Annotated in this window: 15 protein-coding genes; 8 read left to right on the top strand and 7 right to left on the bottom strand. The window is 71.2% G+C overall.

What is annotated here, in order from left to right; genetic code table 11:
• Positions 1-129: 129 nt before the first annotated feature.
• Genes ABEE00_RS35635 through ABEE00_RS35615 form a run of 5 tightly spaced genes read right to left on the bottom strand, consistent with a single transcriptional unit; the run spans position 130 to position 5,758 of the window.
• Entirely contained in the window at positions 130-1,440 is a 1,311-nt protein-coding gene (locus ABEE00_RS35635; RefSeq protein ID WP_345749977.1) for a DUF58 domain-containing protein, read from the bottom strand.
• Between the two features lie 29 nt (positions 1,441-1,469).
• On the bottom strand, positions 1,470-2,435 hold the full coding sequence (locus tag ABEE00_RS35630; RefSeq protein ID WP_345749976.1) for an AAA family ATPase: 966 nt from the start codon (positions 2,433-2,435) through the stop codon (positions 1,470-1,472).
• The gene (locus ABEE00_RS35625; protein ID WP_345749975.1) at positions 2,432-3,739 is read right to left on the bottom strand and encodes a DUF4350 domain-containing protein; all 1,308 of its coding nucleotides are present in this window, start codon (positions 3,737-3,739) and stop codon (positions 2,432-2,434) included. The genes ABEE00_RS35630 and ABEE00_RS35625 overlap by 4 nt, the downstream gene beginning before the upstream one ends.
• Positions 3,736-4,443: a DUF4129 domain-containing protein gene (locus tag ABEE00_RS35620; protein WP_345749974.1), complete on the bottom strand. Its 708-nt coding sequence runs from the start codon at positions 4,441-4,443 to the stop codon at positions 3,736-3,738. Before ABEE00_RS35620 ends, ABEE00_RS35625 begins: the two co-directional genes overlap by 4 nt.
• Positions 4,444-4,447: 4 nt before the next feature.
• Positions 4,448-5,758, bottom strand: coding sequence for a hypothetical protein (locus ABEE00_RS35615; RefSeq protein WP_345749973.1), 1,311 nt, complete (start codon positions 5,756-5,758; stop codon positions 4,448-4,450).
• A 154-nt stretch (positions 5,759-5,912) separates the two neighbouring features.
• On the opposite strand from ABEE00_RS35615, the gene mtnA reads away from it, so the two are divergent.
• The 7 genes from mtnA (at position 5,913) to ABEE00_RS35580 (ending at position 14,593) form a co-directional block, all read left to right on the top strand.
• A complete protein-coding gene (gene mtnA / locus ABEE00_RS35610) occupies positions 5,913-7,073 on the top strand; it encodes an S-methyl-5-thioribose-1-phosphate isomerase (RefSeq protein ID WP_345749972.1) in 1,161 nt (386 codons plus the stop codon).
• Entirely contained in the window at positions 7,070-7,747 is a 678-nt protein-coding gene (gene mtrA, locus ABEE00_RS35605) for a two-component system response regulator MtrA (protein WP_345749971.1), read from the top strand. The genes mtnA and mtrA overlap by 4 nt, the downstream gene beginning before the upstream one ends.
• On the top strand, positions 7,748-9,949 hold the full coding sequence (mtrB, locus tag ABEE00_RS35600) for an MtrAB system histidine kinase MtrB (protein WP_451918747.1): 2,202 nt from the start codon (positions 7,748-7,750) through the stop codon (positions 9,947-9,949).
• The gene (locus tag ABEE00_RS35595) at positions 9,939-11,819 is read left to right on the top strand and encodes an LpqB family beta-propeller domain-containing protein (RefSeq protein WP_345749970.1); all 1,881 of its coding nucleotides are present in this window, start codon (positions 9,939-9,941) and stop codon (positions 11,817-11,819) included. Before mtrB ends, ABEE00_RS35595 begins: the two co-directional genes overlap by 11 nt.
• A gap of 87 nt (positions 11,820-11,906) precedes the next feature.
• Complete coding sequence (locus tag ABEE00_RS35590) at positions 11,907-12,731, top strand: ComF family protein (RefSeq protein WP_345749969.1); 825 nt, start codon at positions 11,907-11,909, stop codon at positions 12,729-12,731.
• A 275-nt stretch (positions 12,732-13,006) separates the two neighbouring features.
• Positions 13,007-13,705: a ribosome hibernation-promoting factor, HPF/YfiA family gene (gene hpf / locus ABEE00_RS35585; protein ID WP_345749968.1), complete on the top strand. Its 699-nt coding sequence runs from the start codon at positions 13,007-13,009 to the stop codon at positions 13,703-13,705.
• A 138-nt stretch (positions 13,706-13,843) separates the two neighbouring features.
• Positions 13,844-14,593, top strand: a complete 750-nt coding sequence (locus ABEE00_RS35580) for a response regulator transcription factor (RefSeq protein ID WP_345749967.1) — start codon at positions 13,844-13,846, stop codon at positions 14,591-14,593.
• A gap of 129 nt (positions 14,594-14,722) precedes the next feature.
• Here the strand turns inward: ABEE00_RS35580 and ABEE00_RS35575 are convergent, their stop codons facing one another.
• The gene (locus tag ABEE00_RS35575; protein ID WP_345749966.1) at positions 14,723-15,886 is read right to left on the bottom strand and encodes a winged helix-turn-helix domain-containing protein; all 1,164 of its coding nucleotides are present in this window, start codon (positions 15,884-15,886) and stop codon (positions 14,723-14,725) included.
• Positions 15,887-16,009: 123 nt separating this feature from the next.
• Positions 16,010-16,651 carry a GNAT family N-acetyltransferase gene (locus ABEE00_RS35570; RefSeq protein ID WP_345749965.1) on the bottom strand — a complete coding sequence of 214 codons (642 nt, stop codon included), beginning with the start codon at positions 16,649-16,651 and terminating at the stop codon, positions 16,010-16,012.
• A 234-nt stretch (positions 16,652-16,885) separates the two neighbouring features.
• Here ABEE00_RS35570 and secA point away from each other — a divergent pair, with 234 nt between their 5' ends.
• On the top strand, positions 16,886-19,699 hold the full coding sequence (gene secA / locus ABEE00_RS35565; RefSeq protein WP_345749964.1) for a preprotein translocase subunit SecA: 2,814 nt from the start codon (positions 16,886-16,888) through the stop codon (positions 19,697-19,699).
• Positions 19,700-19,842 lie beyond the last annotated feature (143 nt).

Here is a 19,842-nt window from a genome sequence, read left to right as displayed (position 1 = left end):
AGGGGGTTCGGGCCGGAGCTTTTTTTGCGTTACCCCGAGCCTTAAAGGGCGTACGCCCTTTCCCCGTACAAGCAAGTACCGCCGGCCTCTAGCGGTGGGCTCCGCTAGAGGAGGCCGCTCCCTCATCCCTCAGAGACGCCCCGCTGCCTTCAACGCGAGGTAGGTGTCGGCCAGTGCAGGTGCCAGGGCCGAGGGGAGTTCGTCGATGACGATGGCTCCGTGGCGGCGAAGGGTGTTGGCGGTGTCATTGCGTTCGGTGCGTGTGCGTGCCGCGGCGGCTGCCTCGTAAACAGCCTCGACGTTTCCCCGCCCGCGTTCCATTTCCTGGAGCTGAGGATCGGTGATTGCGGCGATCAGCACCGTATGGCGTTGGGTGAGGAGAGGAAGCACCGGGAGGATGCCTTCCTCTACCGCTGCTCGGTCGAGACTCGTGAGGAGCACGATCAGCGAACCGCGAGCCGCGGTGCGCAGGGCGGCGGAAGCCATGTTGCGGGCGTCGGTTTCGACCAGGGCCGGCTCCAGAGGAGCCATGGCCTCGACGAATGCTGGAAGCATGTTGTTCGCCGTACGCCCGGTGACCGTTGTGCGGGGCACGCGGTCGTAAGCGAGGAGGTCCACTCGGTCGCCTGCACGTGAGGCGAGAGTGGCCAAGAGCAGTGCAGCGTCCATGGAGGTGTCCAGGCGCGGGGCGTCGCCGACGCGGCCGGCCGAGGTGCGGCCCGTGTCGAGGACGATGAGGATGCGGCGGTCGCGTTCGGGCCGCCACGTACGGACGGCGACCGTGGACTGCCGGGCGGTCGCGCGCCAGTCGATCGAGCGGGTGTCGTCGCCCGGGATGTATTCGCGGAGGCTGTCGAATTCCGTGCCTTCGCCGCGAGTCAGGATGCTGGTGCGGCCGTCGAGTTCGCGGAGCCGGGCCAGCTTGCCGGGGAGGTGCTTGCGGCTGGTGAAGGCCGGGAGCACGCGCACCGTCCACGGGACGCGGTGGCTGCCTTGGCGGCCTGCGAGCCCGAGGGGACCGAGGGAGCGGACCGTGATGCGCTCCGCCTTCCTGTCGCCTCGTCGTACGGGCTGCAGGTGGGTGGTGACGCGGTGGCGCTCTCCGGGGGCGAGGCTGAAGTGGTGCTGGCCTTGGCCCTGGCGGGCGTCGTCGGGCCAGCTGCTGGGCGGCCAGGCGTCCCGGATCTGGGCACGGAGCCTGCGCTGCGACGGGTTCGCCACGACGAGGTGTACGTACGCCTGTTCCCCGAGTCGAACCGATGTATCACCAGAACGTGTGAAGTGGAGCCGATTTACTGGTGCTGCTCGGGCAAGGTCGTACAGGATTGCAATGAGCAACGGGAGTTCGACGGCGAGGATGCCGGTCCAACTGGGCAGCAGGAGACCGACCAGCAGAGCGCCGACTGCGGCAAGAAGAGCTGTACGTCCGGTGATTGCCATGAAGGAGTTTTCTGGTCGGCCGACAGCGCTCAGCGCGGCACCGGCACATGGGCGAGGGTCGAACTGATCACGTTGTCCGGGGTGACGCCCTCCATCTCTGCCTCGGGGCGGAGTTGGATGCGGTGTCGGAGTGTGGGCAGGGCGAACGCCTTGACGTCGTCGGGGATGACGTAGTCACGGCCGGTGAGCCAGGCCCAGGCGCGAGCGGTGGCGAGCAGCGCGGTGGCGCCTCGGGGGGAGACTCCGAGGGAGAGTGAGGGGGATTCGCGAGTGGCACGGCAGATATCGACGATGTAGCCGGTGACTTCGGGGGAGATCGAGGTCTTGGCCACGGCTGCGCGAGCAGCTTCGAGCTCTTCGGGACCTGCGACGGCACGGACGCCGGCGGCATCCAGGTCGCGGGGATCGAAGCCCTCCGCGTGCCGGGTCAGGACGCGGATCTCGTCGTCGCGGTCCGGCAGCGACAGGTTCAACTTGAGCAGGAAGCGGTCGAGTTGGGCCTCGGGCAGCGGATAGGTGCCCTCGTACTCCACGGGGTTCTGCGTGGCCGCCACCAGGAACGGGTCGGGGAGGCTGCGGGGCGTGCCGTCCACGGAGACCTGGCGTTCCTCCATGGCTTCGAGCAGGGATGCCTGGGTCTTCGGGGGAGTGCGGTTGATCTCGTCCGCGAGCAGCAGGTTGGTGAAGACCGGCCCGGGCTGGAAGGAGAACTCCGCGGTGCGGGCGTCGTAGATCAGTGAGCCCGTGACATCGCTCGGCATGAGGTCGGGGGTGAACTGCACACGCTTGGTGCCGAGTTGAAGAGTGGACGCGAGGGTGCGTACGAGGAGGGTCTTGGCGACACCGGGGACGCCTTCGAGCAGGACATGACCGCGGCAGAGCAGGGCGACGACGAGGCCGGTGACGGCGGCGTCCTGGCCGACCACGGCCTTGGAGATCTCGAGGCGCAGCGCTTCCAGGGCGCTGCGGGCGCTGTCTGCTGAGGGGGCGCTCACCTGGTGTTGTCCTTGTCTGTCGGAGGTGCGGGGGACGTCGGCGCCGGGTTGGTGGTCGCGGTGCTGGTGACGCGTCGTTCGAGTTGATCGAGCTCGTCCGCGAGGCGGATCAGGGCCTCGTCGTCGGTGGGCGCGGGGCCGAAGAGGAGGGAGCGAACGGGGGCGGTGTCGCTCGGGGTCTGCGGGCTCTGGGCGGGGGCACCGGTCGCGGTGGACTGGCGCGGAGGCGCATAGGAAGTGATGGCCGGCACCAGGACCTCGGGGTCGTCGGCCCGGTGCTGGGCGACGCCGACGAGAGGCGCCAGCCGGGAGCGGGCCGCGGTGCGGAGGGACTCGGCGGCGCGGTCGCGGGCGTTGGCCTTGCGGTAGAGGCGGGCGCGGCCCTCGGTGGTTTCCGAGGCACGTACGGAGACCGGCAGTTGCTCCGTCACCAGGGGGCCGAGGCGGCGCGCGCGCCAGAGGGCGGCGAGCACGGCGGCGATGGCGAGTTGGAGCGCTCCCCAGGACCAGCCGTCGGGGAGGAGGGAGAAGAAGCTGCGGTTGTCGTTGCCGTCGCCGGCGGAGGCGTCGGCGGGGGAAGGGAGGTACCAGACGAGGTGAGGCCGGGAGCCGAGTAGCTGCAGGGCCAGCGAGGCGTTGCCGTGCTTGTCGAGCTGCTTGTTGTGGAGCAGGTCGGGAGCGCCGAGCAGCACGGTGTCGCCGCCGGAGGTGCCGGTGGGCAGCCGCATCAGCGTGGGCAGTTCTCCGCGGAGGTAGCAGGTGTCCAGGCTGTCCTTGCGGGCGTCGGAGCCGCCGGTCGTGTAGCGGTAGCCGCCGAGGTCGGCGTTGCCTGCTCGGGTCGCGGCGGGGAAGTCGCAGTCCGGTGCGGTGGGCTGGACGTCGGACGGCTTGTCCGCCCGTACGCCGGGTGCCAGTGAGCCGACCGAGTGGGGGCCGGGGGCGAGCAGCACGGTGCGGGCGCCTCGGCCTGCGGCCTCGCGGAGCTGTTTGCGCTGGTCGGAGCCGGCTGCGTCCGGGTTGGCCACGAGGAGGGTGGAGTCGCGGCCGGCGGCCGCGGCGGCCTCTCTCGCGGAGGTGACGACCTTGGTGTCGACGCCGCGCTGGGCGAGGAGCTGAGCGATCGCACGGCTGCCGGTGGGGTCGGGCGACCGTGGGTCGAGGGCTCCGTGGTCGCCGCCGGAGCGTATGGCCGCGACGATCACGCCGGCGATGGCGAGGACCGCCGCCGCCAGCAGGAAGCCGCGGACGCGGAGCCAGAGCTGGCGGCCCGTGGGGGAGAGGGAGGTGCCGGTGGAAGTGGTCACCGGGCTCCCCCGCCGGTCGGGGTCAGCCGGGGCTTGGCGTTCTGGAGTTCGGTGTCCAGGTCGCGCATGCGGGCGTAGCGGTTCTCGTCCGCGTCGCGGTCGGCGTAGGTGACCTCGTCGAAGGCGAGGGCGGCCGCGCGCAGGTGCTGTGCGTGGTCGGGGAGGGCGTCGCCCGCCTCGGTGGCGGCCTCGTCGGCGGTGCGGCCGGGGCGTGGTGCGAGGAGGGCGCGTTCCTCGAGGGAGCGGACGATGGCGCGCATGCGCTCTTGGAGGGCCTCGTTCCACTGGCCCTCGGTGGCGTGGCGTTCGGCGGCCGCGCGGTGGTCGGCGGCGCTGCGGGGGCCGTCGGGGTAGAGGTGGTCCGGCCCTGTGCCGGTGGCCTGGCGCAGCCTGCCCAGGCGGAGACGGAGGGCGACGACGAGGAGGACGGCGAGGGCGATGAGGACGGTGATGCCGATCCACCCACCGGGGGTGGCCTCGGCGGCGCGGGAGAGGAGGGAGTCGATGCGGTCCACGACCCAGTCGAGGATGCGCGCCAGGAGGCTGGGGTCGTTCTGGTGGTACGCGGGGTCGGACAGCTCGTGTTCGGCCGCCTCCCGTGCGGGCGTGCGCGGGGTGGTCACCGGCACGTCGTCGCCGGGGGCGCTGCCCGGCGCCGCGCTGAGCAGCGCGGACAGCGCCTTCGTCGTCAGGCCCCCCGGCATCGCCTCAGCTCCCGGGGGAGGGGCCGTCGGGCTGCGGGTTCTCGTAGCCGGGTACGCCGGCGGCGCGGGCCAGTTCGAGGTCGAGGGCCTCGCGGCGGATGCGCTGGTCCAGGTAGAGCAGGGCGGTGATCCCGGCGCTGATGGGCAGGGTGATGGTGTAGGCGATCATGGTGCCGATGCCCGCGAAGATCAGGTAGGTCCAGCCGGTCGTGGGGGCCGTGCCGGTCAGGACCGAGCCTCCGCCTCCACCGCTCAGGAGCGCGCCGACGGCGGTCACCGGGAGCTGGATCACCGACTGGAGCATCGAGACGATGACCCCCGCCAGGAGCTGGATGCCGAAGATCCGCCACCAGCTGGCCCGTACGAGCTTGGCGGAGCGGCGCAGGGAGGCGAAGACGCCCTGCTTCTCCAGCATCAGCGAGGGGGTGGAGAGCGAGAAGCGGACCCAGAGCCAGACGCCCGCGCACAGGCCGCCCGCCAGGCCGACGATCAGCAGCGCGATGCCGGCCTTCTCGGCGCCCGTGACGAGGGCGACGACGGCCGGGAGGCAGCAGACGAGTATGGCGAGCGAGATCAGTACGGGTACGAGGATCAGCAGGCCGAGCAGGCGCGGGAGTTGGGAGCGGGACTCGCGCCAGGCCTCGCCGGGGGTGATGCCGCGGCCGAGCACGGCGCGGCTGACGACCACGGTGAGCAGCCCGGTGGCGACAACGGTCCCGAGTATCTGCACCAGGGCGGCCACGCCGGCGGCGCTGAAGGTGCCGGCGAAGGCGTCCATGACCTGGTTCGGCGAGGGGTTGGGGTCGCGGCTCAGCTCCTCCAGGTCGCCGCGCGGCAGCCAGGCGCCGGTGGCGACGGTCGCGACCAGCTGGATGACCACGGAGACGGTGAGCGAGATGGCGAGCATGGTGCGCCAGTGGGCGCGCATCGTGGTGACGGCGCCGTCCAGGATGTCGCCCACGCCGAGCGGCCGCAGTGGGATCACGCCCGGCTTGGCCGCCATGGGCTGCTGCCACCCCTGCTGCCAGCCCCAGCCGGGCCCTCCGCCGGGAAAGCCCGGACCGCCGGGCCCACCAGGACCGCCGGGTCCACCAGGGCCCCCGTAACCGCCCTGGCCGGGCTGGCCGCCCTGCCCGGGCGGAGGGGCCGCCGCGCCCCAGCCCTGCTGCGCGGGCGGCGGCTGCTGGGCGGACCAGTTGCGGGGCAGCTCGTCCTGGGGCTGCTGTTGCTCGTTCTTCCGGTCTTCACCGTTCTCTTCCGGGGGACGGTCGGACGGAGAGGATCCGGGCGAGGTCCAGCCCGGAGAGTCGTTCACGTGTCGTCACCTCGGAGAGTCGGTCGTTTGGGAGAGCCGGTCGCTCCAACGCCTGGTCGGCTGCCATCGTGCCACGCGCGTGCCCCGCCGGGGCCAGGCCCCACGGGCTTTGACAGCCTTCAACCGGAGCTGCCCGCCGGGGCAGACTGTGCGAATGGCTGATCAGTGTGTACCGGTGCTGCGTTGGGAAGAGCGGCCCGAGGGACCGGTTCTGGTGCTGCTTGACCAGATGCGGTTGCCCGCCGAGGAAGTCGAGCTGGTGTGTACGGACGTGCCCGCGCTGGTCACGGCGATCCGTGACCTCTCCGTGCGCGGGGCGCCGCTGCTGGGCATAGCGGGCGCGTACGGTGTGGCGCTCGCAGCGGCGCGTGGCTTCGATGTGGCGGACGCCGCGGAGCAATTGGCGTATGCGCGCCCGACCGCGGTCAATCTGGCCTACGGAGTACGCCGTGCCCAGGACGCGTATCTGGCGGCGCTGCGTGACGGAGCCGGTGCCGGGGGCGCGGCCGCCGAGGCGCTGGCCGAGGCGCGGACGCTGCACCGGCAGGACGCCGAGGCGAGCGACCGCATGTCCGAGCACGGGCGGGAGCTGCTGGACAAGCTGGTGCCCGGCGGCGGGCTGCGGCTGCTGACGCACTGCAACACCGGTGCGCTGGTGTCCGGCGGTCACGGCACCGCGCTCGGCGTCGTACGGGCCGTTCATCGTGCCGGTGAGCTGCGGAAGCTGTGGGTGGACGAGACCCGTCCGCTGCTGCAGGGCGCGCGGCTGACGGCGTACGAGGCGGCGCGCGAGGGCATGGCGTACAGCGTGCTGACGGACAACGCGGCGGGGGCGCTGTTCGCGGCGGGCGAGGTGGACGCTGTGCTGATCGGCGCCGACAGGATCGCGGCGGACGGCTCGGTGGCCAACAAGGTCGGCAGCTATCCGCTGGCGGTGCTGGCGCGCCATCACGACGTACCGTTCCTGGTCGTGGCGCCGGTCACGACGGTGGATCCGCACACTGCGCACGGGTCCGACATCGAGGTGGAGCAGCGTCCCGGGCACGAGGTGACGGAGGTGGCCTCCCCGTTCCTGGCGGCCTCCCGCGGCGAGGCCGTCGGGGGCGGTCCGGCGGAGCAGGGCGGCATCCCGGTGGCGCCGGTGGGGGCGCAGGCGTTCAACCCGGCGTTCGATGTGACACCGCCCGAGCTGGTGACGGCGATCGTCACGGAGCGGGGTGTGGTGTCGCCTGTGACGGCGGGGAGCATGGCCGTTTTGTGTTCCACGTCACGAACGGAAGAGTCACGAACGGGTAATGGGATGATGAACCCATGAAGGGACGCGTCCTCGTCGTCGACGACGACACCGCACTGGCAGAGATGCTCGGCATTGTGCTGCGCGGCGAAGGCTTTGAACCGTCGTTCGTGTCGGACGGCGACAAGGCGCTCGCCGCCTTCCGCGAGACCAAGCCCGATCTGGTGCTGCTCGACCTGATGCTGCCCGGACGGGACGGTATCGAGGTGTGCAGGCTGATCCGGGCCGAGTCCGGGGTGCCGGTGGTCATGCTGACCGCCAAGAGCGACACCGTCGACGTCGTGGTCGGCCTGGAGTCCGGGGCCGATGACTACATCGTCAAGCCGTTCAAGCCGAAGGAGCTGGTGGCACGGATCAGGGCGCGGCTGCGCCGGTCCGAGGAGCCGGCTCCCGAGCAGCTGACCATCGGCGATCTGGTGATCGACGTCGCCGGGCACTCGGTGAAGCGGAACGGTCAGTCGATAGCGCTGACCCCGCTGGAGTTCGATCTGCTGGTCGCGCTGGCCAGGAAGCCGTGGCAGGTGTTCACCCGCGAGGTGCTGCTGGAGCAGGTGTGGGGTTACCGGCACGCGGCGGACACGCGGCTGGTCAACGTCCATGTGCAGCGGCTGCGTTCCAAGGTCGAGAAGGACCCGGAGCGGCCGGAGATCGTGGTGACCGTGCGCGGCGTGGGATACAAGGCCGGGCCCAGCTAGATGACGCGCAACGGCTCCGCCCCGTACCGGTCCGGTGCGGGGGGAGCCGCGGAGCGCGAGTCCGAATTGTCCAATAAGTCAGGCTTGTTGTCCGGGGTGTCCCGGCTGGCGCGGCTCTGGCGGAGCGGCGCCCTGTTCTCCGAGGGGCTGCTGCCGGAGGGCGCGACGGGGCCGCGGGCGCATCCGCTGGTGCGGATCTTCGTGCGCTGGGTGCGCCGCCCGCTGCTTCCCGTACTGCGCCTGTGGCGGCGGAACATCCAGCTCAGAGTGGTGATGACCACCCTGCTGATGTCCCTCGCCGTGGTGCTGCTGCTCGGCCTCGTCGTCATCGTGCAGGTGCGCAACGGCCTGCTGGACGCCAAGGAGAAGACCGCGCAGAGCCAGGCCACCGGCGGTTTCGCCTCCGCGCAGGAGATGGCGGACAGCTCCGGCAGCGGCCACAGCGGGCAGAACTCCGCCGGCCCCAACCCGCGCGGCGGCGGCACGGGCTCCGTGCAGAACACCGGCACCTGGCTGAACAACCTGGTCGAGCAGCTGGCCAGCGGCGGTCAGGGCACGTATTCGGTGGTCGCGCTCGGCTCGGACAACAACGAGGCGCCGCTCGTCGGCAACGGCAGCACCAGTACGCGCGGGCCGCGCGCCTCCGGCGACATAAGGCCGGAGGAGAGCGTTCCGGCCAAGCTGCGCAAGGCGCTGGACGAGCGCCCCGGCACGCACCACGTGTATGCGCGGGTCTACAAGCTCGACGGCGAGAGCGAGCCCGGCCTGGTCGTCGGCAAGCGCCTCAACGACGCGGCCGGAAACCCGTACCAGCTCTACTACGTTTTCCCCTTCAGCCAGGAGGAGGAGTCGCTCAGTCTGGTCAAGGGGACGCTGGCCACCGCCGGCGTGTTCGTCGTCGTGCTGCTCGGCGCGATCGCCTGGCTGGTGGTGCGGCAGGTGGTCACGCCCGTACGCATGGCGGCGGGGATCAGTGAGCGGCTGGCGGCCGGCAGGCTCCAGGAGAGGATGAAGGTCACCGGCGAGGACGACATCGCGCGGCTCGGCGAGTCCTTCAACAAGATGGCGCAGAACCTCCAGTTGAAGATCCAGCAGCTCGAGGAGCTGTCCCGGATGCAGCGCCGCTTCGTCTCGGACGTCTCGCACGAGCTGCGCACCCCGCTGACCACGGTGCGGATGGCGGCCGATGTGATCCATGAGGCGCGCGACGACTTCGACCCGGCCACGGCGCGCTCGGCCGAGCTGCTGCTCGGGCAGCTCGACCGCTTCGAGTCGCTGCTCGCGGATCTGCTGGAGATCAGCAGGTTCGACGCGGGCGCGGCCAACCTGGAAGCAGACCCGATCGACCTGCGTACCGTGGTCGGCCGGGTCGTGGAGGGCAGCGAGCCGCTCGCCGACCGCAAGGACTGCCGGATCCTCGTACGCGGCGACGAGCGCCCCGTGGTCGCCGAGGCGGACGGCCGGCGCATCGAACGAGTGCTGCGCAATCTCGTGGACAACGCGATAGAGCACGCCGAGGGACACGATGTGGTGGTCCGGCTGGCGGTCGGCGAGGGCGCCGTGGCCGTGGCCGTACGGGACTACGGCGTCGGCCTGAAGAAGGGCGAGGCGGAGCGGGTGTTCAACCGCTTCTGGCGGGCCGACCCCGCGCGCGCCCGCACCACGGGCGGCACCGGACTCGGCCTCTCCATCGCGCGCGAGGACGCGCATCTGCACGGCGGCTGGCTCCAGGCGTGGGGCGAGCCGGGCGGCGGCACCCAGTTCCGGCTGACCCTGCCGACCACGGTGGGCGGCCCGCTGCGCACCTCGCCGATCCCGCTGGAGCCCGCGGATTCGCGCCGCAGGCGGGGGCTGGCCGGCGATGTTTCCGGAAGCGCGTCCGGCGCCTCGAACGGAGCGGGCACGGAGAGCACCGGCGCCCTCGCCGCCCTGCCCGGCCCGCGTACGCGTACGGCACTGCCCCGCGCCTCCGAAGCGGGCACGCCCGGGACGGGAGCCGAGGGGAGCGGCCGTACGGGGAACGGCGGCGGCACGTCGCGCGCTGGTGTCGGCGAAGGCAGTGGCGTCGGCGAATCACGCAACGGCGCAGGTGAACGGGGCGATGACGACCGGCGCGGCCTGGAGGGTGGCACGGAGGACGCGGACGGTGTGCGCGCATATCCGCGCGGGGGCGCGGCGGAGGAGGACCACGATGAGCGCTGAGCGCGAGGTGCATGGGGGCCTGCGGGGGCGCGCGGCCCGTCGTGCGCGCCGCCGTGCCGCCGGGGCGCTCCTCATGGCGTCCGCGCTGGTGCTGACCGGCTGCGTCTCGATGCCGGACAACGGCTCGGTGAACCGCGTCGACTCCTCGCACCGCGCCGAACCGGACTCGCAGGTACGGGTGTTCGGGGTGAGCCCGCAGAAGGGCGAGGAGCCGCAGCAGATCGTGCGCGGCTTCCTGGAGGCCACCACGAGCGACGAGGCCACGTTCAGCACGGCCAAGGAGTACCTGACGGACGACATGGTCCAGCACTGGAATCCTGACGTGCGGACGACCGTGCTCTCCGACGGTCCGAGCCCGGGTGCGGCGCAGCCCGAGCTCAGCCGCGGCGGCAGCGGCTACCGCACCGGCTACACCGTGCGGGTCACCGGCGACCGCATGGCCGAGGTGGACAGGAAGCACGCGTACTCGGCCGACGAGGGCAAGTACGCGCGGGACTTCCACCTCTCGAAGGTGCGGGGCGAGTGGCGGATCGACCAGCTCCCGGACGGGCTGGTGCTCGGCGAGTCCGACTTCCAGCGCATCTACCGCCCCATCAGCGCGTACTACTACGCCCAGTTGGGCCCGGACGCCGAGAGCGTGGCCGGGGGCAAGGACGTGCTGGTCTCCGACTCGATCTACCTGCGGCGCCGCATCGACCCGGTCACCAAGACCGTGTCCGCGCTGCTCAGCGGCCCCACCGACTGGCTCGACCCGGTGGTCAGTTCGGCCTTCCCGCCGGGCGCACGCCTCGCGGACAAGCAGCACCTGTCGCTCGACGACTCGGGCGCGCTCTCCGTGCGCCTCAACGCGCAGGGCGCACGCGCGGGCAAGGCGCAGTGCGCCCGCATGGCCGCGCAGGTGCTGCACACCGTGCAGAACCAGGCCTCGGCGCGGGTCAGCAAGGTGCGGCTGGCCGGCCCGGGGGACGACACGCTGTGCGAGCAGACCCGCGAGCAGGCCGAGGTGTACGAGCCGGGCAGGCTCAACGGCCGTGTCGAGCGGCAGTACTTCATCGACAGCAAGCACCGCGTCGCGGCCTTCACCGGCCTCGGCGAGAAGCACCGGCCCGTCGAGGGGGCGCTCGGGACGGGCGGTACGGAGTTCGGCTCCGTTGCCGTCAGCCGCTCCGAGCGCGAGGGCGCCGCGGTCACGCGCGGCGGCAAGTCGCTGTATGTGTCGCCCCTCGCGCAGGGCAGTGACCTGGGCAAACCCGTACTCGAAAGCAAGGCGGCCAAGGAGAAGGACCGGCTCACGACGCCCAGTTGGGACGGCCTCGGCGACCTGTGGGTGGCCGACCGCGACCCGAAGCGGCCGCGGCTGCTGCGGCTGCGCGGCGGCAAGGAGCGGCCCGAACAGGTGCGGGTTCCGGGGCTGCGCAAGGGCGAGCGGATCGAGTCGCTGCGCATCGCCTCGGACGGCGTGCGGATAGCGCTGCGCGTCAAGGGCAAGGACGGCCGCTCCACGCTCCAGCTCGGCCGGGTCGAGCGCGCGGGGACGCCGGACAAGCCGCGGCTCGCCGTCGATCAACTCCGCAACTGCGCACCGCAGATGGAGGACGTCATAGCCGCGTCCTGGGCGGGCGGCAGCCGACTGGTGGTGGTCGGGCGCGAGTCCGGAAGCGTGCAGCAGCTCCGATACATGGAGGTGGACGGCTCGGTCTCCAACCAGCCGACGCTGCCCGGCATCAACGACGTGACGGGCGTCGCCGCATCGGAGGACGAGAGCAAACCGCTGCTCGCGGACTCGGAGGACGGCATCGTACGCCTGCCGCCCGATGCCAACTGGAAGACGCTGACGGACAGCGGCAGCGCCCCTGTCTACCCGGGCTGATCCCCTCGGAACGGTGCTCCGGCCAGGCACTTTCCAAGTTATCCACAGGGGTGGCCGGGCCGCCGCATCACTGCGAGAGTGGTGCCCATGCGGGAGTTGTGGAAGGCGCTCCAGCAGGAAATCACCGGCCTGGCGCTGCCCGTGGACTGCGCCGGGTGCGGACTGCCGCGCGTGCGGGGGCAGTTGTGCCCGGACTGCGACCGCGCGCTCACGCAGGCCGTGCCGCGCCGGGTGTGGCCCACGCCTGTCCCCTCAGGACTGCCGCCGGTGTACGCCGCGACCCCGTACGCCGACGAGGCGCGGGCCGTGCTGCTGACCCACAAGGAGCGCGGCGCGCTGCGCCTGGCCGCGCCCCTGGGCGCGGCGCTGGCCGCGACGGTGAGCTGTGCGGTGGCCCGGAGTGCGGTGCCTCCTGGCGCGGGGCTGCGGGGTGCCCAGCCGCGGGGTGCGGGGCCGCGCGATGTGGGAGCTCGGAGTGCTGCGCCCCGGAGCTTCGCCGCACGCGCCGGCGTTGCCCCGCTCACGCTGGTGCCGCTGCCCTCGGCGCCCCGTGCGGTCGCGGCGCGCGGGCACGATCCGGTGCGCCGCATGGCGCTGGCCGCCGCGCGTCGCCTGCGCGGGGACGGCGCCCCGGTGCGGGTGCTGTCCGCGCTGCGGCAGCGGCGCGCCGTGGCCGACCAGTCGGGGCTGACGGCGCGGGAGCGCGGCGCCAATCTGGCGGGCGCGCTGGAGGTGCGGCCCGGCGGCGGTGAGCTGCTCGCCGAGGGGCCCGTGGTGCTGGTGGACGACCTGATGACCACGGGGTCCTCGCTGGCCGAGGCGGCCCGTGCGGTGCGTGCGGCCGGGGCGGAAGTGACGGGGGCGGCGGTGATCGCCTCCCGTGAATCCCTTGCCGGAACTATCAGAAACTGAGCATCGTTGCTGGTAGTAAGCCTCAGACGGCACTGGAAAGGAGGTACGTCCCAGTAGGGGGTGCCGAGTATCCCCCGGTGGAGGTACGTTCGGATTGGGGTGACGATCTTCCCTTCGGGGGAGAAGGAGGTGAAGTCGCAAGCCGACGTCATGCCGGAGGGCTGCGACAGCGACCGACCTCCGGTGTCAGTGCACAAAGGATGCGCTCCGTACTCCATGCGCAGTGATCTCGCCCGTGGACGGTACGGGGTATTCATCCGGGAACGGAGTTCTGCGTGGACATCGTCGTCAAGGGCCGGAAGACCGAGGTGCCCGACCGGTTCCGCAAGCACGTGGCCGAAAAGCTGGAGAAGATCCAGAAGCTCGACGGCAAGGTGATCAACCTGGATGTCGAGGTGGCGAAGGAGCCCAACCCCCGGCAGGCCGACCGTTCCGACAGGGTGGAGATCACCCTGCGCAGCCGTGGACCGGTCATCCGGGCGGAGGCGGCGGCTTCCGATCCGTATGCGGCGCTGGACCTGGCGACCAACAAGCTGGAGGCGCGGCTGCGGAAGCAGCACGACAAGCGCTGTGTACGGCGTAAGGGAAGCCGCAACCCGGTGAGCGTGGCGGCGGCCACGGCCCCCCTGGCCGCCGAGCTGAACGGAGAACTCGACGCGGCGGCAGCGGCGGCCGCCGCACCCGAGAGCGACGGGCAGGACCAGGCCGGCAAGACGGGACCCCTGGTGGTGCAGGGCGACGGCCCCCTCGTCGTACGGGAGAAGACACACGCCGCGGCTCCGATGTCGCTCGACCAGGCTCTGTATGAGATGGAGCTGATCGGGCACGACTTCTATCTGTTCGTCGACGCCGAGACCAAGCAGCCCAGCGTCGTCTACCGGCGGCACGGCTACGACTACGGCGTGATCCATCTGGAACAGGACCCCTTCGCCCAGGAGCCCCCGCACGGCGCGGGCGGCGCCCTCGGCGGGTGAGCGCGGAAGTACCCGAGGTGCGCCCCCGGCCGGGTCGAGAGCCCGGCCGGGGGCGCGGGCATGGAAGTATGGCCCCACACGCCAACCGGCGCCCGCAGCAACCCGGTTGGTGCGGAGGAGCTCGCTGGGGGAGGAACGATGGTGGACAGCTTCGGGCCGATGATGCCCGTGCCCGACGCACACCCGGGGCCCGCGGAGGAGGATCTTCCACCGGAGAGGCCGCGCAAGGAACCCATCAGGGTGCTGGTGGTCGATGATCATGAACTGTTCCGGCGCGGACTGGAGATCGTCCTCGCGCAGGAGGAGGACATCGAGGTCATCGGGGAGGCCGGAGACGGCGCCGAGGCCGTGGAGAAGGCCGCCGATCTGCTTCCCGACATCGTGCTGATGGATGTGCGGATGCCGAAGCGGGGCGGCATCGAGGCGTGCACCTCGCTCAAGGAGGTGGCCCCCAGCGCCAAGATCATCATGCTGACGATCAGCGACGAGGAGGCCGATCTCTACGACGCGATCAAGGCGGGCGCCACCGGTTACCTCCTCAAGGAGATCTCCACGGACGAGGTGTCGGCGGCGATCCGGGCGGTGGCCGACGGGCAGTCGCAGATCAGCCCGTCGATGGCGGCGAAGCTGCTCACCGAGTTCAAGTCGATGATCCAGCGCACCGACGAGAGCAAGCTCGTCCCGGCGCCCAAGCTCACCGACAGGGAGCTGGAGGTGCTCAAGCTGGTGGCCACCGGCATGAACAACCGGGACATCGCCAAGGAGCTCTTCATCAGCGAGAACACCGTGAAGAACCACGTGCGCAACATCCTGGAAAAGCTCCAGCTCCACTCCCGCATGGAGGCCGTGGTCTACGCGATGCGGGAGAAGATCCTCGAAATCCGCTGAGCCCGTGCCCCGCCACGCTGCGTGAGGAGCACACGCAGCGTGACCGGAATCGTCAGTGTGGCCGCCACCCCAGCGTGAGCCGGAGACCGCGGCGTGACCGGCACCCAGCCTGGCCGGAGCCCCCGGCCCCTACCCCAGCTCCGCGCGCAGCTCCGCGGCCAGGACCTGGTCGTCGCAGCGGTCCACGCGGACCTCCTCGCAGCCGACCCACGAGGCCGCCTCCCACAGGGCCGCGGCCATCGCGGGGACCGCCTTCGGGCCCTCCATGGACACCTGGCGCGCCACCAGCGTGCCGCCCTCGCGCGCGGGGTCCACCCGCCCCACCAGCCTGCCGCCCGCGAGCAGCGGCATCGCGAAATAGCCGTGCACCCGCTTCGGCCTCGGCACATACGCCTCGAGGCGGTGGGTGAAGCCGAAGACGCGCTCGGTGCGCTGCCGGTCCCAGATCAGCGAGTCGAAGGGGGACAGCAGCGTGGTGCGGTGCCGGCCGCGCGGCGCCGACTCCAGCGCTGCGGGATCGGCCCAGGCCCGCTTGCCGCCCCAGCCCTCGACGTCCACCGGGACGAGACCGGTGTCGGCGATCACGGAATCGACCTGCTCGTTCCTGACCCGGTGGTAGTCGGCGAGGTCGGAGCGGGTGGCCACGCCCAGCGCCGCGCCCGCCTGCGCCACGAGCCTCCGCAGGCAATCGTGGTCGTCGAGGTCGTCGTGGAGCAGCCCGTCGGGGATGACCCGCTCGGCGAGGTCGTACACCCGCTTCCAGCCGCGGCGCTCGGTGACCACCACCTCGCCGGTGTCCAGCAGCCACTCCACCGCGATCTTCGTCTCGGACCAGTCCCACCACTCGCCGCCGTTGCGGCCGCCGCCCAACTCGGCCGTGGTCAGCGGGCCTTCGGTCTTCAGCCGGTCGCGTACGTACGCGCAGGAGCCCTCGCGGTCCTGCATCAGGTGCCAGCGGCGGCCGCGCTCGACGAAGGCGCGCCGCCGGAAGGCGAAGTGCGGCCACTCCTCGACGGGCAGGATGCAGGCGGCGTGCGACCAGTATTCGAAGCTGTGGGCGTCGGACCAATACGCCGACTCGACGGCGTCCCTGCCCACCGCGCCCAGCCGCGCGTACGGAATCAGCTCGTGCGAGCGGGCCAGCACCGAGATCGTGTCGAGCTGCACGGCGCCGAGCCGCCGCAGCACCCCGCGCACCCCCGCTCTGCGGTCGGGGGCGCCCAGCAGCCCCTGTGCGCGCAGCGCGATCCGGCGGGCCTCGTCAGCGGAGAGCGAAAGAGCGGAGTCGGTCATGCGGCACACCCTAGGCGCCGCCTCTGACAAGAGGCCCGGGAGGCGGCCACCGCTCATCTCGTACGACACGCGTACGGCAATTCCCGCTCCCCGTAACGGAGATGAGGCCGGTGCGCCGCGGGGTCAGCCGGTGCGGGACGGCAGGTACGGCGTGTCGCTGGGGCGGTCCCAGTCGGAGGGCAGCAGGGCCGCGACCCAGGCGTCCCTGCGGGTGCCGCGGTGCACTATCCGGGCGCGCTGCACACCCTCCTGTACGAAGCCGAGCCGGTCGGCGACCGCCAGTGACCCCACGTTGCCTACCTGCGCGACCCACTCCAGGCGCTCCACGCCGAGCGCGTCGAAGGCCCAGCCGGCGACGGCGCGCGCGGCCTCGGCGGTGTAGCCGCGGCCGCGGTGTTCCTTGGCCGTCCAGAAGCCGATCTCGGCCTGCCGCTCAGGGGAGCTGAGCTGACCGATCCGCACCAGGCCCATCGAGCCGACGAGCGCGCCGCCGCCGTCCCCGCCGTCCCCGCCGTCCTCTTCCTCTTCTTCCTCTTCTGCTCTTTCCTTGGTGAAGACGCCGAAGTTGTACATCGTGTCCTCGTGCCAGCCGGCGCCGCTGACCTCCAGCACGAACTGCTCGGCGTGCTCGCGCTCGTACGGCTCGGGGAGCGGGATCCAGCGCAGGATCTCGGGGTCCTGGCAGGCCGCGGTCACCGCGTCCACATCCCGCTCCTCCAGGGGGCGCAGCGTCAGACGGCCGGTGCTCAGGGTGATCGGCTCCATCCCCCTGATTGTGCCGCCGCGGTGCCGCCGCCGTGGCCGGGATGTGCACATCGGCGGCCGGTTTCCGGCCCGCTGTGCCTCCCGGCACCTTCGGGGGCTCCGGCACGTTAGGGGTACAGGGGCCGTCGCCCCTCGCATACGATGGCCGGTGCGGCAATGCCCCGTCGAGGACGAGGGCGCCGTAGAAACCGCGCACCGACCGTGCCAGGCCCGACCGGCAAGGAGCCACCCCAAGTGTCCGTCTTCGGCAAGCTCATGCGCGCAGGTGAAGGGAAGATCCTGCGCAAGCTGGACCGCGTCGCGCGGCAGGTGAATTCCATCGAAGAGGACTTCGTGGGCCTGTCGGACGCCGAGCTCCGGGCGCTCACCGACGAGTACAAGGAGCGGTACGCGGACGGCGAGAGCCTCGACAAGATCATGCCCGAGGCCTTCGCCACGGTGCGTGAGGCCGCCAAGCGAGTGCTGGGTCAGCGCCACTTCGACGTGCAGCTCCAGGGCGGTGCCGCCCTGCACTACGGCTACGTCGCGGAGATGAAGACCGGTGAGGGCAAGACCCTGGTCGGCACCCTTCCCGCGTATCTGAACGCGATCTCCGGCGACGGTGTGCACATCATCACCGTCAACGACTATCTGGCGCAGCGCGACTCGGAGTGGATGGGCCGGATCCACCGCTTCCTGGGCCTCTCCGTCGGCTGCATCGTCGCGAACATGACGCCGCAGCAGCGCCGTGAGATGTACAACTGCGACATCACCTACGGCACGAACAACGAGTTCGGATTCGACTACCTGCGCGACAACATGGCCTGGTCGAAGGACGAACTCGTCCAGCGCGGCCACAATTTCGCGATCGTCGACGAGGTCGACTCGATTCTGATCGACGAGGCCCGTACGCCGCTGATCATCTCCGGCCCGGCCGACCAGGCCACCAAGTGGTACAGCGACTTCGCCAAGCTGGTGAAGCGCCTCGACCTGGGTGAGGCCGGCGATCCGCGTACGCAGAAGCCCGAGACCGGCGACTACGAGATCGACGAGAAGAAGCGCACCGTCGCCATCCACGAGGCCGGCGTGAGCAAGGTCGAGGACTGGCTGGGCATCGACAACCTCTACGAGTCGGTGAACACCCCGCTGGTCGGCTATCTCAACAACGCCATCAAGGCCAAGGAGCTCTACAAGAAGGACAAGGACTACGTCGTCATGGACGGCGAAGTCATGATCGTCGACGAGCACACCGGCCGTATCCTCGCCGGCCGCCGCTACAACGAGGGCATGCACCAGGCGATCGAGGCGAAGGAAGGAGTGGAGATCAAGGATGAGAACCAGACGCTCGCCACGATCACCCTCCAGAACTTCTTCCGCCTCTACGACAAGCTCTCCGGCATGACCGGTACGGCGATGACCGAGGCCGCGGAGTTCTACCAGATCTACAAGCTCGGCGTGGTCCCCATCCCGACCAACCGCCCGCTGGGCCGCATCGACCAGGCCGACCTGATCTACCGCACCGAGGTCTCCAAGTTCGACGCGGTCGTCAGCGACATCGCGGAGAAGTACGAGAAGGGCCAGCCGGTCCTGGTCGGCACGACCTCCGTGGAGAAGTCCGAGTACCTCTCGCAGCAGCTCAACAAGCGCGGCGTGCGCCACGAGGTGCTGAACGCGAAGAACCACGAGCGCGAGGCCGCGATCGTCGCCGACGCAGGCCGCAAGGGCTCGGTCACCGTCGCGACGAACATGGCGGGCCGCGGCACCGACATCAAGCTCGGCGGCAACGCCGACGACATGGCGGAGAAGGAGCTGCGCGCCAAGGGCCTGGACCCGGTGGAGCACGCCGAGGAGTGGTCGGCCCAGCTGCCCGCCGCCGTGGAGAAGGCGGAGAAGGCGGTCGAGACCGAGTTCGAGGAGGTCAAGGAGCTCGGCGGGCTGTATGTCCTGGGCACGGAGCGGCACGAGTCGCGCCGCATCGACAACCAGCTCCGCGGCCGCTCCGGCCGTCAGGGCGACCCGGGCGAGTCCCGTTTCTACCTCTCGCTGGGCGATGACCTGATGCGCCTGTTCAAGGCGCAGATGGTGGAGCGCGTCATGGCGATGGCGAACGTCCCGGACGACGTCCCGATCGAGAACAAGATGGTCACCCGCGCCATCGCCTCCGCGCAGTCGCAGGTCGAGCAGCAGAACTTCGAGATCCGGAAGAACGTCCTCAAGTACGACGAGGTCCTCAACCGGCAGCGCGAGGTCATCTACGGCGAGCGCCGCCGCGTCCTGGAGGGCGAGGATCTGCAGGAGCAGGTCCAGCACTTCATGAACGACACCATCGAGGCGTACGTCCAGGCCGAGACCGTCGAGGGCTTCGCCGAGGAGTGGGACCTGGACCGGCTGTGGAGCGCGTTCAAGCAGCTCTACCCGGTGAAGGTCACCGTGGAGGAGCTGGAGGAGGCCGCGGGCGACCGCGAGGGCATCACGGCCGACTTCATCATCGAGTCCATCAAGGACGACATCCGCGAGCAGTACGAGGCCCGGGAGGCGGAGCTCGGCTCGGAGATCATGCGTGAGCTCGAGCGCCGCGTGGTCCTCTCGGTCCTCGACCGCAAGTGGCGCGAGCACCTCTACGAGATGGACTACCTCCAGGAGGGCATCGGCCTGCGCGCGATGGCCCAGAAGGACCCGCTGGTCGAATACCAGCGGGAGGGCTACGACATGTTCCAGGCCATGATGGAGGGCATCAAGGAGGAGTCCGTCGGCTACCTGTTCAACCTGGAGGTCCAGGTCGAGCAGCAGGTCGAGGAGGTGCCGGTCGAGGACCGCGCGCCCGAGGACGAGGCGCCGAAGGACAAGTCGCCCCGCGAGGCGGCCCCCGCCGGCGCGGCTCCGGCCATCCACGCCAAGGGCCTGGACGAGCCGCAGCGCCCGGACCGCCTGCACTTCTCCGCCCCGACCGCCGAGGGCGGCGTCGTCGAGGGCGAGATGGAGGCCGGGGGCCCGGTCCGCTCCGAGGCGGACGGCATGACCCGCGCGGAGCGGCGCAAGGCGCAGAAGGGCAAGCGCAAGAAGAAGTAGGGCGGTCGCCGCCGCCTCTACGGGGGCGGTGAGCCCGGTTTCGCTGCGGGCCCCCGCCCCGCGCGGGCCCGCCGCCCGGTGTGCGGCCCGCGGCGGCGGGGCGCCGGGAGCCCGGGGCGGGTGGGGGGCGGCCCCCCTCGGCG

Origin of the sequence: Streptomyces odontomachicola (genome assembly GCF_039605595.1) — a bacterium.
Classification (GTDB): Bacteria; Actinomycetota; Actinomycetes; order Streptomycetales; family Streptomycetaceae; genus Streptomyces.
Note: the sequence above shows the minus strand (reverse complement) of the source record. Positions and strands in the feature narration are given on the sequence as shown.